14 protein-coding genes are annotated in these 18,708 nt (G+C 51.3%); 7 read left to right on the forward strand and 7 right to left on the reverse strand.

What is annotated here, in order from left to right; translation table 11 throughout:
- Positions 1-2 precede the first annotated feature (2 nt).
- The 4 genes from MPHASIOC01_RS10600 to kup all read left to right on the forward strand — a co-directional run bounded on the left by MPHASIOC01_RS10600 (position 3) and on the right by kup (position 7,271).
- Complete coding sequence (locus MPHASIOC01_RS10600) at positions 3-1,589, forward strand: urea amidolyase family protein (protein WP_353614570.1); 1,587 nt, start codon at positions 3-5, stop codon at positions 1,587-1,589.
- Entirely contained in the window at positions 1,586-3,328 is a 1,743-nt protein-coding gene (locus MPHASIOC01_RS10605; protein WP_353614571.1) for a biotin carboxylase N-terminal domain-containing protein, read from the forward strand. The genes MPHASIOC01_RS10600 and MPHASIOC01_RS10605 overlap by 4 nt, the downstream gene beginning before the upstream one ends.
- A 690-nt stretch (positions 3,329-4,018) precedes the next feature.
- Positions 4,019-5,140 carry a porin OmpC gene (gene ompC / locus MPHASIOC01_RS10610; protein WP_353614572.1) on the forward strand — a complete coding sequence of 374 codons (1,122 nt, stop codon included), beginning with the start codon at positions 4,019-4,021 and terminating at the stop codon, positions 5,138-5,140.
- 262 nt (positions 5,141-5,402) lie between these two features.
- Positions 5,403-7,271, forward strand: coding sequence for a low affinity potassium transporter Kup (gene kup / locus MPHASIOC01_RS10615; protein ID WP_064594510.1), 1,869 nt, complete (start codon positions 5,403-5,405; stop codon positions 7,269-7,271).
- A gap of 252 nt (positions 7,272-7,523) precedes the next feature.
- Here kup and MPHASIOC01_RS10620 read toward each other — a convergent pair whose 3' ends face one another.
- The 4 genes from MPHASIOC01_RS10620 to MPHASIOC01_RS10635 form a co-directional block, all read right to left on the reverse strand.
- A complete protein-coding gene (locus MPHASIOC01_RS10620) occupies positions 7,524-10,658 on the reverse strand; it encodes an efflux RND transporter permease subunit (RefSeq protein ID WP_353614573.1) in 3,135 nt (1,044 codons plus the stop codon).
- An 11-nt stretch (positions 10,659-10,669) separates the two neighbouring features.
- Positions 10,670-11,836 carry an efflux RND transporter periplasmic adaptor subunit gene (locus tag MPHASIOC01_RS10625; protein ID WP_353614574.1) on the reverse strand — a complete coding sequence of 389 codons (1,167 nt, stop codon included), beginning with the start codon at positions 11,834-11,836 and terminating at the stop codon, positions 10,670-10,672.
- A gap of 30 nt (positions 11,837-11,866) precedes the next feature.
- The gene (locus tag MPHASIOC01_RS10630) at positions 11,867-12,211 is read right to left on the reverse strand and encodes a helix-turn-helix domain-containing protein (RefSeq protein WP_064594515.1); all 345 of its coding nucleotides are present in this window, start codon (positions 12,209-12,211) and stop codon (positions 11,867-11,869) included.
- Between the two features lie 116 nt (positions 12,212-12,327).
- Entirely contained in the window at positions 12,328-12,582 is a 255-nt protein-coding gene (locus MPHASIOC01_RS10635) for a DUF1471 domain-containing protein (protein WP_082917811.1), read from the reverse strand.
- A 703-nt stretch (positions 12,583-13,285) separates the two neighbouring features.
- Between MPHASIOC01_RS10635 and panE the strand changes: the two genes are divergently transcribed.
- The 3 genes from panE to MPHASIOC01_RS10650 all read left to right on the forward strand — a co-directional run bounded on the left by panE (position 13,286) and on the right by MPHASIOC01_RS10650 (position 16,461).
- A complete protein-coding gene (gene panE / locus MPHASIOC01_RS10640) occupies positions 13,286-14,203 on the forward strand; it encodes a 2-dehydropantoate 2-reductase (RefSeq protein WP_353614575.1) in 918 nt (305 codons plus the stop codon).
- A 111-nt stretch (positions 14,204-14,314) separates the two neighbouring features.
- Positions 14,315-15,007, forward strand: coding sequence for a heavy metal response regulator transcription factor (locus MPHASIOC01_RS10645; RefSeq protein WP_064594517.1), 693 nt, complete (start codon positions 14,315-14,317; stop codon positions 15,005-15,007).
- 8 nt (positions 15,008-15,015) lie between these two features.
- Positions 15,016-16,461 (forward strand): heavy metal sensor histidine kinase, encoded by a 1,446-nt coding sequence (locus tag MPHASIOC01_RS10650; protein WP_353614925.1) that lies wholly within the window; start codon positions 15,016-15,018, stop codon positions 16,459-16,461.
- 295 nt (positions 16,462-16,756) lie between these two features.
- Here MPHASIOC01_RS10650 and MPHASIOC01_RS10655 read toward each other — a convergent pair whose 3' ends face one another.
- From MPHASIOC01_RS10655 to MPHASIOC01_RS10665, 3 genes are all read right to left on the reverse strand, one after another.
- A complete protein-coding gene (locus tag MPHASIOC01_RS10655) occupies positions 16,757-17,011 on the reverse strand; it encodes a DUF1471 domain-containing protein (protein ID WP_064594519.1) in 255 nt (84 codons plus the stop codon).
- A gap of 137 nt (positions 17,012-17,148) precedes the next feature.
- Positions 17,149-17,496 carry a helix-turn-helix domain-containing protein gene (locus MPHASIOC01_RS10660; RefSeq protein ID WP_064594521.1) on the reverse strand — a complete coding sequence of 116 codons (348 nt, stop codon included), beginning with the start codon at positions 17,494-17,496 and terminating at the stop codon, positions 17,149-17,151.
- Between the two features lie 243 nt (positions 17,497-17,739).
- A complete protein-coding gene (locus MPHASIOC01_RS10665) occupies positions 17,740-18,477 on the reverse strand; it encodes a class I SAM-dependent methyltransferase (RefSeq protein ID WP_353614576.1) in 738 nt (245 codons plus the stop codon).
- Positions 18,478-18,708: the final 231 nt, after the last annotated feature.

Consider the following 18,708-nt stretch of genomic DNA (forward strand, 5'->3'; position numbering starts at 1 on the left):
ACGTGCGATTTTTACCTTGCAGCCTGTCCAGTTTTTTAGTGGAGCTGGACACACTGGATGACACGCTGGCTGTGTTCGCCGCCTTACAGGCTACGCCATTGCCGGGTGTGGAAGAAATCATTCCTGCAGCCCGTACCCTGCTTATCCATTTTGATCCAACACTCACCCAGGGCCGCCAGTTATCTGCTGCCATTCGCCAGCTCGACGGCCAGGCGCAAGTTCAGCGCGCAGGCAAAGTAGTCAACATACCCGTTCAATATACTGGTGATGATTTGGGCGAAATGGCGGAATACCTCGGGTTAAGTGTTGAGACACTCATTCAGCGCCACACTGGCTCTTTGTGGCAGGTGGCCTTTTGTGGTTTTGCTCCGGGCTTTGCTTACCTTGTTTCTCGCGAAGCCGGTATCCAGGTTCCCCGCCGCGCCAGCCCTCGCACCCGTATTCCGGCAGGCTCCGTTGGCCTTGCCGGGGAATTCAGCGGTATTTACCCTCACGCAAGCCCCGGAGGCTGGCAATTAATTGGCCGCACAGCAGAAACACTGTTTTCCCTGGACAGACAGCCGCCCGCGTTATTGCAACCCGGCATGCAGGTACAGTTTGTCGATGCCACTCGCTCTCCGGTCTGTGTGCCGGTGGTAAAACCACAGCCCCTGCAACAACCGGTTTCCGGTAGCGCAGTAATGTCAGTGACCTCACCAGGTTTACAAACCCTGTTTCAGGATGCCGGGCGCGCAGGCCAGGCAAGCATGGGGATATCCCCTTCTGGCGCGCTTGATCAGGCCGCCTGGCGGCGCGCCAACTGGCTGGTTGGCAACGCAAGCCACCTGCCCGCACTGGAAATTACTGCCGGTGGGTTCAGCGCCAGTATTCTTGCCCCAATGGTCGTTGCGCTGACAGGCGCACCCTGCCCGGTCATGGTTAGCTGTGCAGACGGCACACATTTTACCGCCAGCGCAGAAGCGCCCCTGGCACTAGAAGCTGGCGACCAGTTACGGCTGGGAACGCCAGCACGCGGCGTGCGTAGTTACCTTGCGCGCCGTGGCGGCTGGGCCGTTACGCCACAACTGGGCAGTGCCTCGCGTGATACTCTCGCGCAAGTCGGCCCGGAACCATTACAGGCTGGCACTCACCTGTATGCAGGCAACACGCCGCCACACAGTGCGGTACAGCCTGCAGCCATGGGCCTGCCTTTATTACCTGCACCCAGTGAGACTATCACGCTGGATATCATCCCCGGGCCACGCTGCGGCTGGTTCAGCGACGAAGCGCTGACCCGGCTCACCAGCCAGTACTGGCAGGTCACGCCACAATCCAACCGCATTGGCCTGCGGTTACAGGGCGAGTTCCCCCTTACCCGCAGTGACAACCGCGAATTGCCCAGTGAAGGTACTTGCATTGGTGCCATCCAGGTTCCGGCGAACGGGCAACCGGTTCTGTTTCTGGCAGATCACCCATTAACCGGCGGTTACCCGGTGATTGGCGCGGTCGCCCACTACCACCTTGATATTGCTGGCCAGTTACCGCCAGGTTGCCGGATTCGCTTTCGGGCCATTCGCCCTTTTACTGTTTTTGAGGAGTATGAAGAATGAGTGCTGTTGCCACCGTTCCCCCGCACAAAGTGCTCGTCGCTAACCGGGGCGAAATCGCGGTTCGCATTATCCGGGCCTGCCATGAATACGGTTTTTCCAGTGTCGCGGTCTATTCAGACCCGGATGCCGACAGCCTGCATTGCCGCCTGGCCGGTGAAGCCTGGGCATTACCCGGAAGCAGCCCGGCAGAGACTTATCTGAATATCGAACAGTTGATCGACGTTGCCCGCCGCTGTGAAGCCACCATGGTGCATCCGGGTTACGGCTTTTTGTCTGAGCGAGCTGAGTTCGCCCGTGCCGTGGAAGCCGCCGGGCTTATCTGGATTGGCCCGCGCCCGGAAACCATCGAGCAACTGGGAGATAAAGTCCAGGCGCGGAAAATTGCCATGGCGGTTGGCGCGCCGCTGGTTAAAGGTACGCCAGACCCGGTTTCTTGCGCAGAAGACGTGATTCACTTCGCCGATGAACACGGCCTGCCCGTTGCCATCAAGGCCGCCTTTGGTGGCGGCGGGCGTGGGTTGAAAGTGGCGTGGCAACGTGAGGAAATCAGCACACTTTACCAGTCAGCCGTCAGTGAAGCGCTGACAGCCTTCGGGCGCGGTGAATGCTATGTTGAACAATATCTCGACCGCCCGCGCCATATTGAAGCGCAGGTTATCGCCGATGAACAGGGCCATGTAGTCGTAGTGGGAACCCGCGACTGTTCCCTGCAACGCCGTAACCAAAAGCTGGTAGAAGAAGCCCCGGCCCCTTTTCTCAGTGCTGAAATCGAATCACAGATTGCCAGTGCAGCACAGGCTATTTGCCAGCGTGCCGGTTACCGCAGCGCAGGCACGGTAGAGTTTTTGCTGGGTGCCAATGGCGTGTTGTCGTTTCTTGAAGTCAATACCCGTTTGCAGGTTGAACACCCGGTAACTGAAGAAACCAGCGGTCTGGATCTGGTCAAAGAACAGCTACGCGTTGCCCAGGGGTTACCATTGAGTATCACCACGCCACCGGTTCCGCGCGGCCACGCCATTGAACTGCGTATTAATGCAGAAGACCCGGCAAAAGGTTTTCTCCCGGTACCAGGCACGATTACCCGCTTTGATCTGCCTGGTGGCCCAGGGGTGCGCGTAGACAGCGGCGTTACCCAGGGAGACACCATTTCTGGCTTCTATGATTCACTGATGGCGAAACTGGTTATCTGGGCGCCCGACCGCGACCAGGCGCTGGCGCGCGCCCGCCAGGCCGTCAACGCTTTTCGTATCGAAGGCGTGGCATCGGTGCTTCCTTTCCATGAAGCGGTACTCAATTCTCCGGATTTTACCGGAACCTTTAGCGTCCATACACGCTGGATTGAAACTGATTTCTCTGCTGAGCTTGCCGTACAGGTGCGCCCTTTCCCCCCCGGCAATGCCCCACTACAGCGTTGCTGGATTGAAATTGACGGGCGCCGCCATCAACTGGCTCTCCCGGCCAGTTTTCAGGCTGCCTCCAGTGCTGTTCCGGCAAGCGCCGGTGAAGCGCCCCGTGCATTACAGGTTGCCGGTGCAGTCACTGCGCCCATCTCCGGCCTTGTGCAGCGCTGGCTTAAAACCTCCGGCGAAACAGTCAGTGAAGGCGAGACCCTGGCGGTAATGGAAGCCATGAAGATGGAAGTGCCGGTACTTGCAGCCAGCAGCGGAGTGCTGTCAATCCAGATTGCTGCCGGTGAAAGCTGCCAGCAGGATAGTGTACTGGGTAAGGTTACACCCTGATTCTGGTGTTAACAGCTTAGGGTTATAGCCACGCATTTGTGCCCTTTCCGGCATAGGTGCGTGGCATCACTGCATTACCGTCACGTTACCTGGCGTTTTAAACATGCTATTGCTGTTTTCCTCCCGGGCCACGATGCTTATTAAGTTAATTACCTGAATTAACCACCGCAATAAATGTATATTTTATTTCTCGCACAGTTAATCCCTTCGGAGATTTAAATAACCCCAAAGCAGCACAAATAAATAAAAACTGCCGGGTGTTTCACCGGCAGATAATCTGCGGACACAGAAAGAAAACCATGATTAGCCAACAATAAACCAGGCTAACAAAGGGTAATAATAACGGAGAAAATAGTACTCCCACACCCTGCGTAAATATTATCAATCTGTGCGCCATCGCCCAATTTGAAATAGTTCCACATTATTTTTATCAATGTGTGCGAACATTCTAAATGATTGTTTACTTAACCTGACACAGAATGATAAATCTGTGTCTGCGAAATAATCGCCATGCACAATTCGTATTATTTTATGATTCTTTTGCAATCAACGAATATGTGCAGCCCGGATATTTATAACTGCAGGAATTACAGCCATGAATAGTGCTAATACCGCTATTCTTGTGCCTGCTTTTATCGAAATCGGGGAAACACATCAAATAAAACAGTGGCAATAATCAGAGGGTTAAATATGAAACGTAAGGTTCTGGGCGTACTGCTCACCAGCCTGATTGCAGCTCAAGCGGCACATGCAGCTGAAATTTACAATAAAGACGGCAACAAACTGGATCTGGATGGTTTCGTTGAAGGTATGCGTTATATCTCTAATGATAATTCACAGGATGGCGACCAGAGCTACATGCGTCTTGGTATTAAAGGTGAAACCCAAATTAATGACCAGTTGACTGGTTATGGCCGTTGGCAAATGCAGGCAAATGCCAATACTTCCGAAGATCAACACGACCAGATGTTTACGCGTTTCGCCTACGCGGGTTTGAAATTTGGCGATTATGGCTCTCTGGATTATGGCCGTAGCGACGGTGTGCTGTACGATACGCTGTCTTACACCGACATGCAGCCAGAGTTCGATGGCATGACCTATAACTCTGACCAGTTCATGTTCCACCGTGGTAATGGCCTGCTGACCTGGCGTAATAACGATTTCTTCGGTCTGGTTGACGGACTTAACTTCGCCATGCAGTACCAGGGTAAAAATGGTGGCGCAGGCGAACCGGGTGCGCGTGACGTGCTGCGCCAGAATGGTGACGGTTACGGCATGTCCCTGAGCTATGATATTGGCGCAGGTGTCAGCGTGGCGGGTTCATTCTTCTCTTCTGACCGTACTACTGACCAGAATAATGCAGCGGTAATGGGTAACGGCGACCGTGCGGAAGCCTACGCTGCCGCCCTGAGATATGAAGCCAATGGCGCTTACCTGGCTGTTATGTACACCCAGGCCTACAATGCCTCCCGCTTCGGTTCTTCTGATAGCGATGTCTATGGTTACGCGAACAAATCCCAGATTTTTGAAGCCTACGCGGGTTATACCTTCGACTTCGGTTTAACTCCGTTCGTTGCGTACAACCAGACTCGTGCCTCTAAACTGGGTGCATCTACCGGCACCAATGGTGTTGCTTATGGCAAGCAGGACTTGATCAAGTTTGTTGACCTGGGTGCCAGCTACGCGTTCAACAAAAACATGAATGCGTTTGTTGACTACAAAATCAACATGATAGACGACAGTGATTTCTCCCGCGCTGCCGGTGTCAGCACCAGCGATGTCGTGGCAATGGGCGTGGTTTACCAGTTCTAAGTTAAACCCGGCTCACGCAACGTTATCACTCCCCCTGCCTGCAGGGGGTTTTCTATCTGAATACCGAACATCTTTCCCCTCTGTTCCTGCCATCATTAACAACGAAATCCCCTAATCTTCACTAAAATAACGTGACACACTTATTTTGCATTTTTGCTTGTGTAGTTCAGCGACTTCAGTAACGCTTACACGCTGGAAATCATTATTCGCATCTCCATGCGATTATTTTTTATACAAATATTTTCACAGGTAATAATGAAAAATGCCTACGGCGCATAAACCGTCTCTGCCTGCTGCAATTATGGCTTCTGCAGGTATCGTTTTTGGCGATATAGGGACCAGCCCACTTTATACACTCAAGCAGTGCCTGTCAGTTCTTCCTAATGGCGCACCAACCCAGGCGGGTGTCATGGGATTTCTTTCACTCATTTTTTGGGCACTTACACTTATAGTCACTATCAAATATGCTGGTTTTGTCATGCGGGCTGACCACGATGGTGAAGGCGGGATCCTGACACTAATGTCACTGGCCCAAAAAACGATTACCGGAGCGGCAGGAAAAGTTATCCTGCTGGCCGGGTTGACTGGCGGGGCGTTTTTTTATGGAGATGGCATTATTACGCCAGCAATCTCCGTGCTGTCAGCAATTGAAGGTGTGGAAATTATTGCACCTTCCCTGGCAACGTATATCATTCCGGCATCAATTTGCATCCTTGCCGCACTGTTTCTTGTCCAGCGTAATGGTACTGAAAAAGTCAGTAAAATTTTCGGGCCGATTATGCTGGTATGGTTCGGTTCGCTGGCGGTGTTAGGCGTGCGGGGAATACAAATTAACCCAACCGTCTTACACGCCCTCAACCCCATTTACGCATTTGAGTTTTTCCGCCTGTACTCGTCATTATCCCTTGCCGCTATCGGGATGGTGGTGCTCGCAGTCACCGGTGCGGAGGCACTTTATGCAGATATGGGACATATTGGTAAAAATCCCATCCGGCTGGCATGGTTGCTGATTGCAATGCCTGCGCTGGTTATCAACTATTTTGGCCAGGGTGCGCTGGTCCTGCATAATCCGGATGCGGTACAAAACCCTTTTTACCTTCTGGCACCAGACTGGGCACAAATCCCATTATTGATTATCTCTACCTTTGCCACCATTATTGCTGCTCAGGCAGTCATCTCCGGTGTTTATACCCTGACTTATCAGGCCATTCGCCAGGGCTTTTTACCACCAACCCGAGTGGTATTTACTTCCTCAAGAGAGGTCGGGCAAATCTATATCCCGGTGGTTAACTGGATTCTGTTCTCCGCTGTCACGGTTGTGGTCGTGGTCTTCAAGTCCTCTTCGGCACTCTCCTCTGCCTATGGCATTGTGGTTACCGGTACAATGGTACTGACAGCCTGCCTGCTTGTTATCATTGCCCGGCATAAATGGCGCTGGCCTGGATTTGTTACCTCTCTCATGTTGATAACCATGTTGGCTGTGGATATTCCACTGTTTTTAGCCAACCTTGGGAAATTATTTTCCGGTGGATGGATCCCTGTCGTACTGGGATTATCCATGCTGGCCATCATGCTTATCTGGTATACCGAGCGGGCGCGCCTTATCCACCGGCTGGGAAATGACCCACAACGTCTCCAGAATCTGGTCAATTCACTGGAGGAATCACCGCCAAAACGGGTTAAAGGAACGGCTATCTTTTTGGTGCGCAAGCCTTATGAGATTCCCCAGTCACTGTTGCACAACCTGAAACATAACCGGGTATTGCATGAACGGGTTGTCTTTTTGCACATCAACACAGCCAATGCCCCAAGAGTGGCTAACCAGCAGCGTCTGGTTATACAAAAATTGTCATCCAGCTTCTGGCTGGTTACAGCCTCCTATGGCTGGCAGGAAACCCCTGCAATGCCAGAGATCCTGCACTTGTGTGGTCTGGAGGGGCTTATCATGAAATTAAACGACACTTCTGTCTTCACTGCGCATGACACGCTTGTAATGAAAAAACGCGCAGGGTTACGCAAGTTACGTGGAGGGATATTTTTATTCTTGCAACGTAATGCCTTGCGTACTCACGAACAATTCATGATTCCGGTAGACAATGTCATTGAGTTGGGCGGGCAGAAGGAGTTTTGACAAGCGCAGTCACTGCTGTGGCTCACACACATCTGGCAGCAGGCGCTTATTCCGGCACCACGCCCTGCTGCCACTCAATAAAAAAACAGATACGGTTCGTTTGCTGTTAATACCTTAGCAGAGCATGCAATAAACCATACCGCCAGCCCAATTTACGGAGTGCTTTTTACTAAAAAACGTTGCTCCAACTACCACAGAGCAACGTTTCGTTTTCCCGGTTTGTTTTATCGGTTAAGCGGTCACCTGCGGCAATTACATCTTCTCATCTTCGTCATCAACCGGGCGGGGACTGTTAAACCGCCTGCGTACAATGACAAAGAAGACAGGCACAAAGAAGATTGCCAGCACTGTTGCCGTTATCATCCCGCCAATCACCCCGGTTCCTACAGCATTCTGTGCCCCTGAACCTGCACCGTTGCTGATAGCAAGGGGAAGCACACCGAGAATAAAGGCCAGTGAGGTCATCAGAATTGGGCGTAAACGCATGCGTGATGCTTCGATGGTTGCCTCAAGTAACGACTTGCCTTCTTTTTCAATCAGGTCTTTGGCAAATTCAACAATCAGGATTGCGTTCTTCGCTGACAGCCCGATGGTGGTTAACAAGCCCACCACAAAGTAGACATCATTGTTAAGCCCGCGCATAGTGGTTGCCAGCAACGCCCCCACCACGCCAAGGGGAACCACCAGCATCACCGAGAACGGAATCGACCAGCTTTCATACAGCGCGGCAAGGCACAGGAAAACCACAATCAGTGACAAAGCATACAGTGCCGGCGCCTGGTCTCCGGTCATTTTTTCCTGGTAAGACATCCCGGTCCAGCGGTAGCCAATACCCTGAGGTAATTGTTTCGCCAGTTGTTCCATCATCGCCATTGCTTCGCCCGAACTCCGCCCCGGAGCCGGTTGCCCCAGAATTTCCACCGAAGACAACCCGTTGTAACGCTCCAGGCGCGGTGAACCGTAAATCCATTTAGCCGAAGAGAAACTGGCGAAGGGTACCATCTCGCCATTGCTGGCGCGCACATACCAGTCATTCAGGTCATCTGGCATCATGCGGAAATGCGAATCGCTCATGACGTAAACACGCTTAACCCTGCCGCCATCCACAAAATCGTTCACATAGTTGCCGCCCCAGGCGGTAGACAAGGTGGTATTGATGTCCGGGAGCGATAACCCCAACGCACGGGCTTTTTCCTGATCAATGGTCACTTTATATTGAGGTGTATCATTCAGGCCATTGGGGCGCACTGCACTTAACACATCCGGGTGTTGCGCTGCCATGCTCAGGAGCTGGTCACGCGCCGCCATCAACGCTTCGTGCCCTAACCCGGCCTGGTCGGTTAACTCGAAGTCAAACCCGGTGGCATTGCCCAGCGCAATAATGGCTGGCAGGTTAAATGCCACAACATTACCATCCAGAATTTTGGAGAATGCCGCATTAGCACGCGCTACCATTGCGGGAACGTGGTTGTCTGAACCTTCGCGCAGTGACCAGTCTTTCAGGCCAATAAAGGCAATCCCAATGTTCTGACCACGCCCGGCAAAACCATAACCGCCAACAGTCAGCACAGACCGGACATTTTTACGCTCGTCGCCAAGGTAGTAATCCGCAACGCTTTCAAGCACCTTCTGGGTACGTTGCTGTGTAGCCCCAGCGGGTAAAATCACCTGAGTCGCGATAACGCCCTGGTCTTCGTCGGGCAGGAATGCGGTTGGCAGGCGCATAAACAGTACGCACATCCCGCCGACAATAAACAGATAGACCACAATATAGCGCCCGGTGGCAGAAAGCATGTTGCTGACAGTCGCAGTATACCGGTTAGCGCTGCGCTCAAACTGGCGGTTAAACCAGCCAAAGAAGCCTTTGTGTTCAACATGCCCGCCTTTGGCAGGCTTCAGCAATGTTGCACACAATGCAGGGGTCAGAATCAGTGCCACCAGTACGGAAAGCACCATGGCAGACACAATGGTGATAGAGAATTGCCGGTAAATAACCCCGGTCGAACCGCCAAAAAACGCCATGGGTACAAACACAGCAGATAACACCAGTGCCACACCCACCAGCGCGCCCTGAATTTGCCCCATGGATTTACGTGTTGCCGCTCTGGGTGACAGCCCCTCTTCGGCCATCACCCGTTCGACGTTTTCTACTACCACAATGGCATCGTCCACCAGCAAACCTATTGCCAGCACCATCCCGAACATGGTCAGGGTGTTGATACTGAACCCACAAGCCGCCAGCACACCAAATGTCCCCAGCAATACTACCGGTACGGCGATAGTAGGAATCAGTGTCGCCCGCAGGTTCTGCAGGAACAGGAACATGACCAGGAACACCAGCACAATGGCTTCAAACAGGGTTTTGACCACCTCATGAATGGAGATCTGGATAAACGGCGTGGTATCCCACGGATAAACGACTTCCATGCCTGCCGGGAAATAGGGTTTCAGGGCATTCAGCTCATCACGCACGGCTTTTGCGGTATCCAGTGCATTTGCCCCGGTTGCCAGTTGTATCCCCAGAGCAGAGGCGGGTTTACCGTTGATCCGTACAATATACTGGTAATCTTCACCGCCACGCTCAATGCGCGCCACATCTTTCAGGCGCACCTGGGAACCATCGCTGTTCACTTTCAGCAGGATATTGCCAAACTCCTCCGGCGAGGTCAGGCGGGTTTGCGCAATGATAGAAGCGTTCAGTTGCTGGTCTTTATCCGCTGGTGTGCCGCCCAACTGCCCGGCGGCAATCTGGGTGTTTTGCGATTCCAACTCACTGACCACATCCACAGGAGTCAACTGGAAGCTGTTGAGTTTTTCCGGATTCAGCCAGATACGCATCGCATATTGCGAACCGAACAACGTGGTATCACCCACACCATCAATACGGCTGATCGGGTCTTTGATATGCGACCCCACATAGTCGGAAATATCCTGCTGAGTCATGTGGCCGTTGTTATTGGTAAAACCAACAACCATCATGAACGTACTGGAAGATTTACGTACCGAAATCCCCTGTTGCTGAACTTCAGCAGGCAATAACGGCATAGCCAGTTGCAGTTTATTTTGTACCTGAACCTGAGCGATATCCGGATCGGTGCCGTTTTTGAACGACAGTGTCAGTTGCAACACGCCAGAAGAATCACTGTTGGAGGACATATAAATCAGCCCGTCCAGCCCGTTCATGTTCTGTTCAATAACCTGAGTGACGGAGTTCTGCAGTGTGGTGGCATCGGCGCCAGGGTAAGTGGCACGGATTTGCACTGCTGGCGGTGCCACATCCGGGTACTGTTCAACAGGCAGGCTCAAAATCGAGATCCCCCCTGCCAGCATTATGATGATAGCCAGCACCCAGGCAAAAATGGGACGGTTAATAAAGAATTTAGACATAAGAGATCCTGTTACCCCTGGTTTGCCTGAGTGGGAGTAGTGACGGGCTGAGGGTTCACCAGTACGCCTGGGCGGAGTTTTTGTACTCCCGAGACCACCAGGGTATCGCCTGCTTTCAGGCCACTTGATACCAGCCAGTTATCTCCCAGCGCCTGCTCAACATCGACCTGGCGAGTCTCGGCTTTGTTCTGGCTGTCTACGACCCAAACTGATGCATCGCCACGCGGTGTATGGGTGACCGCTGCTTGCGGCACCAGCAATGCATCCGGGCGAATACCTTCATCAACCCGGCCTTTTACAAACATGCCGGGCAACAGGCTGTGCTGCGGGTTCAATATTGTGGCGCGTAGCGTGATAGTCCCGGTGGTTTTATCCACAGTGACATCGGCGAAATCAAGCTGACCATGCAGAGATTGTGGGTGCCCATCCACCAGCACATCGACCGCGGCTTTACCCTTCCCGGAAACTACCTGCCCACTGGCATTTGCCTGACGCAGTGCCAGGAAAGCATTACCGGGCTGGGTCATATCCAGGTACACCTGGTCAATTTGCGAAATGGTCGCCAGCGCATCGCTTTGGCCGTTCTGAACCAGCGTGCCTTCGGTAAACAAAGACCGGCCAATACGGCCAGAAACCGGGGCAGTAACTTTGGTTCGTTCGAGGTTAATTTGCGCACTGTTCACAGCAGCCTGAGCGGCGGCAACTGAGGCATCGTCCTGTTGTGCCGCGGCACTTGCCTGGTCATATTCCTGGCGGCTGACATACCGGGCGCCCAATAATTTCTGGTAGCGGCTGAGTGTAATGTGTGCGATACGTGCCTGCGCGCGAGCCTGCGCAAGGCTTCCTTGCGCCTGGTTCAGTGCGGCTTCATAAGGTGCCGGGTCAATCTGGTACAACATGTCTCCAGCTGTGACATCACTGCCCTCAGTGAAGAATCGTTTCAGCACAATACCAGAAACCTGCGGGCGTACCTCTGCGGTTCGGTAAGCCACTATACGGCCCGGTAATGTGGTAGTCACAGGTATGGTTGAAGCACTTAACCGGGTCACCCCGACATTAACAGCCTGCCCCTGAGGTTCTTCTGGTTGCTGCCTGTTACAAGCCACCAGCAAGATGGAGGCAACAAGTAAACTTAACCCAAAGGCAGTCCTGGGATAATTCACCCCATATCTCTTCATGGTCATCCTCAATGTGAATCTGTGCGATAATTATTCTTGTGAGTGATACTGGTATTTCTTCCGCCATGAGCCTGGCGGCATATGGTATTTCCTGGAAAATGTACGGGTAAAAGATTGCTGGGAATCAAATCCATAACGGAATGAAATTTCCAGAATAGATTGTTCAGGATCTTTTAAGTCATTCGCCGCATATTCAAGTTTTCTGTCGCGGATATAACTGGCGAGTGTCTGGCGTGTTTCCTGATAAAACAGCCGCTGTAAATGCCAGCGGGAATAGCCAGACCTCCGTGCCACATCGTCAATCTTCAACGGCTTGTCTATATTCTCATCAATCCACGACATAATCAGATGAATAACATCATGTTGTAGCGCCATCATATCCACCTTCATTATTCAGGAAATTAAAATGAAGCGCGCAGCCTGAGCCCTTTCGCCTGATTAACAGCAAAATGGCCCCTTCTGGCCTGCGCCAGTTTTTCAGTCAGATAAGGTTATTGGTAGAGTTCAGCGACACCATTTAAGGTATTTCTGCCACCAGCAGAAACAACGCGAAATGATGAGGCTCCAGCGGCCTGTGCTTTATGGCTCAATGCGGCTGTTAAGTCATCCAGCGTTAACTCGCCTGAAGCACTGACACTGCCCATGGCAACCCGCCCTTCACATGACTGAACCTCTTCAATGGCGAACGCGTGACCAATACTGGTGAATACCAGCATTGCTGCCAGTAATAATTTGATGGATTGCATTATTCACTCCCTAATCAAAAAAAATTATAAAGCACAAAAAGCAAAAAATAATTATCAGTTGAAGTATCTTAGCATAACAATAAAAACCGATTACCCCCTGGCAATGGAACAATGTTATGCATAAAACTCATTAATTCGATTATTCATCACCCACATAATCTGCCACGAATAGTTTTTCTCCCGTTGCACAGCTCTGCTCACAACGGCAGGTATTGAGTGGGATATTCTTATTTACCACAACACAGAAATACAGGTTGGCAATCAGTGCGCTTAAGTATTAATTACCCACAAATTTTATCATTTAATGCTTTATTGAGAAAAATCAGAAAACAGGTATATATTAAACAAGCGGTAGACAGACTGTAATTGACAAAATGTGGGGTATATTAGCGTACTCAAATTAATTTGGATTACTGGTAACAACACAGATGTAATTTACAGTATGAGAGTATAAGCAGGCTGTCCACTGCTGAACAACACCCATTCCTGCGAAAACTTTGCCTGATTCTGCAAAACAGCCAATATCCATAGGGCGCATCAGAATGAAATGAAATACGGCCGGAATAAGCGTGCCTCAATAGTTTTTGCGCCAGGGCGAACAGCCCCTGAACAAAAATTTAAAAAAGCCTGTTTTGGTATAGCGCCCGGCCAGAGCTGGCTTTATGGTAGGCAGGGTCTGACAACCAATAAAGCAGGTAAAGCGATGCGAATTCTTGTAGTAGGTGCAGGGGCTACGGGCGGGTATTTCGGTGCACGTTTGGCGCTGGCAGGCCGGGATGTCACCTTTTTAGTGCGTGAAAAACGTTGTGCGCAATTACAGAAAACGGGTCTGATGCTGAAAAGCCCGTATGGAGATGTCACACTGGAACCGAAGCTGGTCACCGCGCAACAACTGAGTGGAACCTGGGATGTGATTCTGCTTACGGTTAAAAGCTTTGGCCTTGAGCAGGCGATGGCAGATATCGCACCAGCAGTGGGTAAAAACACGCTGATTATCCCCATTCTTAATGGCATGCGGCATATTGAGACTCTTCAGGAACGGTTTGGCAAACATGCAGTTATTGGCGGCTTGTGTAAAATCCATGCCACTCTGGGTGAACAAGGTGAAATTATCCAGCTTTCGCGCCTGCACACGCTGTTCTATGGCAACCTGCCGGGCAATAACAGCGAACGCCTGCAACAGCTGGATGCCCAACTGCGCGACTGTGGGTTTGATACTGTTTTTTCTGAGGCAATTCAGAGCGACTTATGGGAAAAATGGCTGCTACTCAGTACACTCGGTTCCGTAACCTGCCTCGCCCGTGGCAACACACAACAAATTGCCCATGCACCCGGTGGGCGCGAATTTATTGAGTCGGTATTTGCGGAAGTGCTGGCGGTGATTGAAGCCTGTGGTTACCAAGGCCGCGAGAAAGTTATTAACTCAACACGAGAATTTCTCACCAACCCGGATACCCCGCTGACTTCTTCGATGTACCGCGATTTAACCCATGGTTTTACTATTGAAGCGGAACAAATCATTGGTGACCTGGTGCGCCGGGCGGCACAGCATGGTGTGGTTACACCGTTGCTTAATGCCGTGAATGTACACCTGAATGTTTACCTGCAAAACCGCGCCTGACACACCACAAAGTGCCACCGTTTCCTCCTGACAAAATTGTCAGGTTACTGTCAGCGAGGTGACGGTCAAACCAGGTTACAATAGCGTGTTTTAATTCCCCAGGTGAATGGCATGCGTCTGCTTCTCGTTGAAGATGAGGAAAAAACCTCGTCATATATTAGCCGGGCTCTGAGTGAGCTGAGTTTTTCCGTTGATGTCGCACATGACGGCATTGAAGGGCTGTACCTGGCATTGCAGTATGACTACGATGCCATTGTGCTGGATGTCATGCTGCCGGGACAGGACGGGTATTCCGTGCTGGAAAAGTTGCGTGCCAGCAAACAAACGCCCGTGCTGATGCTGTCGGCCCGCAGCTCCGTAGACGAACGAGTACGTGGCCTGCGTTGCGGTGCTGACGATTACCTGCCAAAACCTTTTTCTCTGATTGAGCTGGTCGCCAGAATACAGGCGTTAATCCGCCGTCGTGGCAGTGATAACACCGATCCTACCCATATCAGTATTGATGATCTGCATATCGATCTTATCTCACGTAAAGTGTCACGCAATAACGAACGTATCGACCTGACGGCAAAAGAGTTTGCCCTGCTGAGCCTGTTGGCGCGTCATCAGGGCGAGATCTTGTCCAAACTGATGATTGCAGAACAGGTATGGGATATGAATTTCGACAGCGATGCCAATGTGGTGGAAGTCGCCATTAAGCGCCTGCGTAATAAAATTGATACCCCTTACACAGTGAAACTACTCCACACGGTACGTGGTATGGGTTATGTACTGGAAAACCGAACTGCGGCAAACGCATCATGACACTGAATCTGAAACAAAGCTCTATTTCCGGGCGGCTGACCCTGTTATTTGTGGTACTGATGGTGGTAATTTTGCTCGCCATCGCCCTGTTTTTGCGCACCACGCTGTTCTCTTCACTGAAAAACCAGATGCATAATGAGCTGGCGTTTCGCAATTCACTGGTAGTGCCATTCATTGAACACGAGGGTACAACACAGTTGTGGGGCCGGGTTGTGCGCAAACTTACCACACTGACAGAAAACGAAGGGGGTAAAGTACAATATCTGGTGCTGAGTGATGATCCGTTGTATACATTTGGCGGCGAAATGGAAAAAGCAGTTGCCGCGCACAACCCTCCGGAAGGCTATTCCAGCGTCTACCTGCATGCCAATAGCTGCCCGTATTACCTGCTGGTCAAAACCATTCCGGCGCACGGCGAACGCCCACCAGTGAAATTTGTTGTTTCAATAGACTCAACAGCCTATTACAAGACCTATACCGAATTTACCGAAGCCCTTATTTTTATTTCTCTGGCCGGGTTAATCCTGGTCGCGGCGCTGAGTTACGCCGTTTCACGTTATGGCCTGAAACCTGCGAGACAAATGAGTGAGCAGGCAAACCAACTGGCTCCGGGAAATGTGGGGCAGCGGCTTAATACTGCCAGCCTGCCTGATGAGTTGCGCACCCTGGCCCAGGCATTTAATGGTGTGCTTGAACGCCAGGAAAAAGCCTGGCAGCAACTGGACAGCTTTAATGCCGATGTTGCCCACGAATTACGCACTCCTCTGACGAATTTAATAGGCCAGACACAGCTTGCGCTGTCCCGCCAGCGAGATATCCAGGAACTGGAAGATTTACTGGAATCCAACCTGGAAGAACTGGCCCGTATGACATCCATTATTAATGACATGCTGTTCCTTTCCCATGCAGAGGCCGGGCAGCGGGCAATTGAGCTAACGGATATTTCCCTGCAAGAAGAAGCGGTCAAAACGGCAGAATATGTGGAGCCTTCATTACTGGAACATGAACTGGTGGTTACTATTGGTGGCGATGTGCGCGCCTGTGTGGACCGGCGCCTGTTCCACCGCGCGCTGGCTAATTTGCTGGAAAATGGCGCGCGCCACGCCAGCACCGGCAGCGCCATTGGTGTCAGCCTGTCCCGCGAAGGTGACTTCGCGAAAATTGCCGTGTCCAACCAGGGGGATCCCATTGAGCCTGGGCATTTATCACGGTTGTTTGAACGGTTCTACCGGGTGGATGCAGCGCGTAACGGCAGTAATATGCACCATGGGCTGGGGCTGGCGATTGTCAAAGCTGTTGCACTGATGCATGACGGTAAAACTTTTGCCTACAGCTACCAGGGCGTTAACACTTTCGGGTTTACTTTGCGCCTGAATACCCCTCATGCGCAGCCCCTGGCAGGCCGAGGTAAAACAACGGTTACCCCGCTGGGTACAGATACCGCCGCCACCTGAAAACGGGCCATAGCGCAGAATTTACTGCCAGGTAAACAAAACAACAACCAGGGTTATGTGCAATAACGCTATGTGCATAACCCTGGTTGTAATCATTGAACCTGATTCAGGTTTCCCTGCCAATACCTTCCCACCCATCCTGAGAACAGTTATAAATTTCTGGAAAATAAAAATCAGGCAATAAAAAACCGGCCAGTAATGACTTACTCTGGCCGGCCAAATAACAACACAATCACCAATAAGGGTATTAGTTACAGAATCACAGAGTGGGAATTAAAACAACACAAGAAAAGTCTTATTTATATAATTCAGCCACACCGAAATACTGGTTATTACCATCTGCAGAGATAATTCTAAAGCTGGATGCACCCGCTGCCTGTGCTTTTTCCTGCAACGCCTGGGTCACATCCGCCAGTGTCTGCTGGCCACTGGTACTGACCACCCCATCAGGAGTGCGTCCATGACCAGAAGCCACTTCCTGGGCAGCAAGTGAACTAAAACTGACCGCAGCCAGCGCCAAAATACCGGGTACCAGAAAACGTTTTTTCATTGTGCCACCTTCTTAACCTGAAAAATAAAAAAATAAGCTTAACGAAAAGAATTAACGCCTTTCGATAAGCTTATTTTACGTGCGCATTGCTGACTATTGAGTGACAGGAAAATAACAATCCTGTCAGCTACAATGTTTTACATTCTTGCATTAGATTTACGAAATGCCCGAGGTGACTGATTAAACACACGCGAGAAAACACGGGTAAATGTTTGCTGAGAATCAAACCCGTACCGGTCTGAAATAAAGCATACTGAATAACGTGTGTTTTTTAATTCCTCTGCTGCCAGCGCCAGTTTACGGTTACGGATATAACTGCCTAATGTTTCCGCCGTGACATCCTGGAAAACCCGTTGCAGATGCCATTTGGAGTACCCTGCTTTATGGGCAACATCTTCTATTTTAATCGGTTCGTGAACATGTGCTTCAATCCACTCTTTCAGTGCCTCTACAAGAGCAACATGCTTTTCCACAATTTTTTGCATAGTGAATGTCCCCGTCTTGTCCGAAGGCTGCGCCTTCGTATCCTTTCTTTTCGCCTGGTACCGCCCGGAAGACGGCACGCCCGCAGATCAATAAAATCGACAGGGTTCACTATAAGAGGTGCTCGCTGACCTCAACATGACACCAAAATAACATTTTTGTCAGGAAGCTGTGCGTTGCGCAGGAAAGGCCAGGCAATCCCCGGCAATCAGACAGGGAATTGCCGGGATAACACAGCTGATAAATCAGGCAGGTTTGCTAACAGAAATTATCAGCATCATGGGGCGGCGCAGTTCATCCTGCATACCCGGAACGGTTGCCAGTAAGTGCGCGGACGGCTGTGGCTCACTCAGCCCGTTAACATGCAGTTGCAACGCGAATAATGGAGCCAGCCAGTCTGTCAGTGTGCGGTGGTATTTCACCACAGATTCCCCCAGAAAACAGGTTTCACGGCGCCCGGTAGAAAAATAGTGGTCAACCGGCCAGTGCAGTGGCTTGCCTTCGTCATCACAATGCCAGGCCTGAGTGCCCGCTGCAGTAAAAACAGGGTGCTCCACACTGAATACAAAACTGCCGCCTGGCTTCAGCGCCTGAACAACCTTACGGCACAGTGCTGGCCAGTCTGCCACGTAGTGAAACGCCAGTGAACTGAGAACCACATCAAATGCCCCGGACTCAGGATGATAGTCCTCCATTGCCGCCTGTCGCCATGAAATGCGCTCTGCGCCGGGAGCCTGCTGTGCGCGGGCCAGCATTTTAGCTGAGATATCCACACCGGTTACCGCAGCCGCTCCCTGAGCCTGAGCGTAAAAACAGTGCCAGCCGTAACCACAGCCTAAATCCAGTATATGCTTACCCGCCAGGGGTGGCAGCATGGCCTGAAATGCCGGCCATTCCCCCGCCGCGCTTAACCCTTCAACAGAGCGTGCCATTGCTGCATATTTGTCAAAAAACGCCGCATCATCGTACTTATTCTGCTTCATCTGCTTAACCTTCCCTGATGTTTATCATTCATAATATAAAATGTAGTTTAACGATATCCCTCGCCACAGTCCTGCCGTTTTCTTAACACCTTTGCCCGGCTGGCGAGAAACTGTGAGCCGGAGCAAAGCATTCATGCCAATAAACAACCGATCTATTGAGTAATAACCGGCACCAGACGGAAGCATTTTCCCGGCAGTTTTTGCTGTTATGCTGAGGGTGTATCTCGTTCC

Source organism: Mangrovibacter phragmitis, from assembly GCF_040429585.1.
GTDB classification, from domain to species: domain Bacteria; phylum Pseudomonadota; class Gammaproteobacteria; order Enterobacterales; family Enterobacteriaceae; genus Mangrovibacter; species Mangrovibacter phragmitis.

Bases quoted from the DNA above. Each gene is read 5' to 3' on its own strand.
- MPHASIOC01_RS10605 (WP_353614571.1), top strand. From the start codon at position 1,586: ATGAGTGCTGTTGCCACCGTTCCCCCGCACAAAGTGCTCGTCGCTAAC.
- ompC (WP_353614572.1), top strand. From the start codon at position 4,019: ATGAAACGTAAGGTTCTGGGCGTACTGCTCACCAGCCTGATTGCAGCT.
- kup (WP_064594510.1), top strand. From the start codon at position 5,403: ATGCCTACGGCGCATAAACCGTCTCTGCCTGCTGCAATTATGGCTTCT.
- MPHASIOC01_RS10620 (WP_353614573.1), bottom strand. From the start codon at position 10,658: ATGTCTAAATTCTTTATTAACCGTCCCATTTTTGCCTGGGTGCTGGCT.
- MPHASIOC01_RS10625 (WP_353614574.1), bottom strand. From the start codon at position 11,836: ATGAAGAGATATGGGGTGAATTATCCCAGGACTGCCTTTGGGTTAAGT.
- MPHASIOC01_RS10630 (WP_064594515.1), bottom strand. From the start codon at position 12,211: ATGGCGCTACAACATGATGTTATTCATCTGATTATGTCGTGGATTGAT.
- MPHASIOC01_RS10635 (WP_082917811.1), bottom strand. From the start codon at position 12,582: ATGCAATCCATCAAATTATTACTGGCAGCAATGCTGGTATTCACCAGT.
- panE (WP_353614575.1), top strand. From the start codon at position 13,286: ATGCGAATTCTTGTAGTAGGTGCAGGGGCTACGGGCGGGTATTTCGGT.
- MPHASIOC01_RS10645 (WP_064594517.1), top strand. From the start codon at position 14,315: ATGCGTCTGCTTCTCGTTGAAGATGAGGAAAAAACCTCGTCATATATT.
- MPHASIOC01_RS10655 (WP_064594519.1), bottom strand. From the start codon at position 17,011: ATGAAAAAACGTTTTCTGGTACCCGGTATTTTGGCGCTGGCTGCGGTC.
- MPHASIOC01_RS10660 (WP_064594521.1), bottom strand. From the start codon at position 17,496: ATGCAAAAAATTGTGGAAAAGCATGTTGCTCTTGTAGAGGCACTGAAA.
- MPHASIOC01_RS10665 (WP_353614576.1), bottom strand. From the start codon at position 18,477: ATGAAGCAGAATAAGTACGATGATGCGGCGTTTTTTGACAAATATGCA.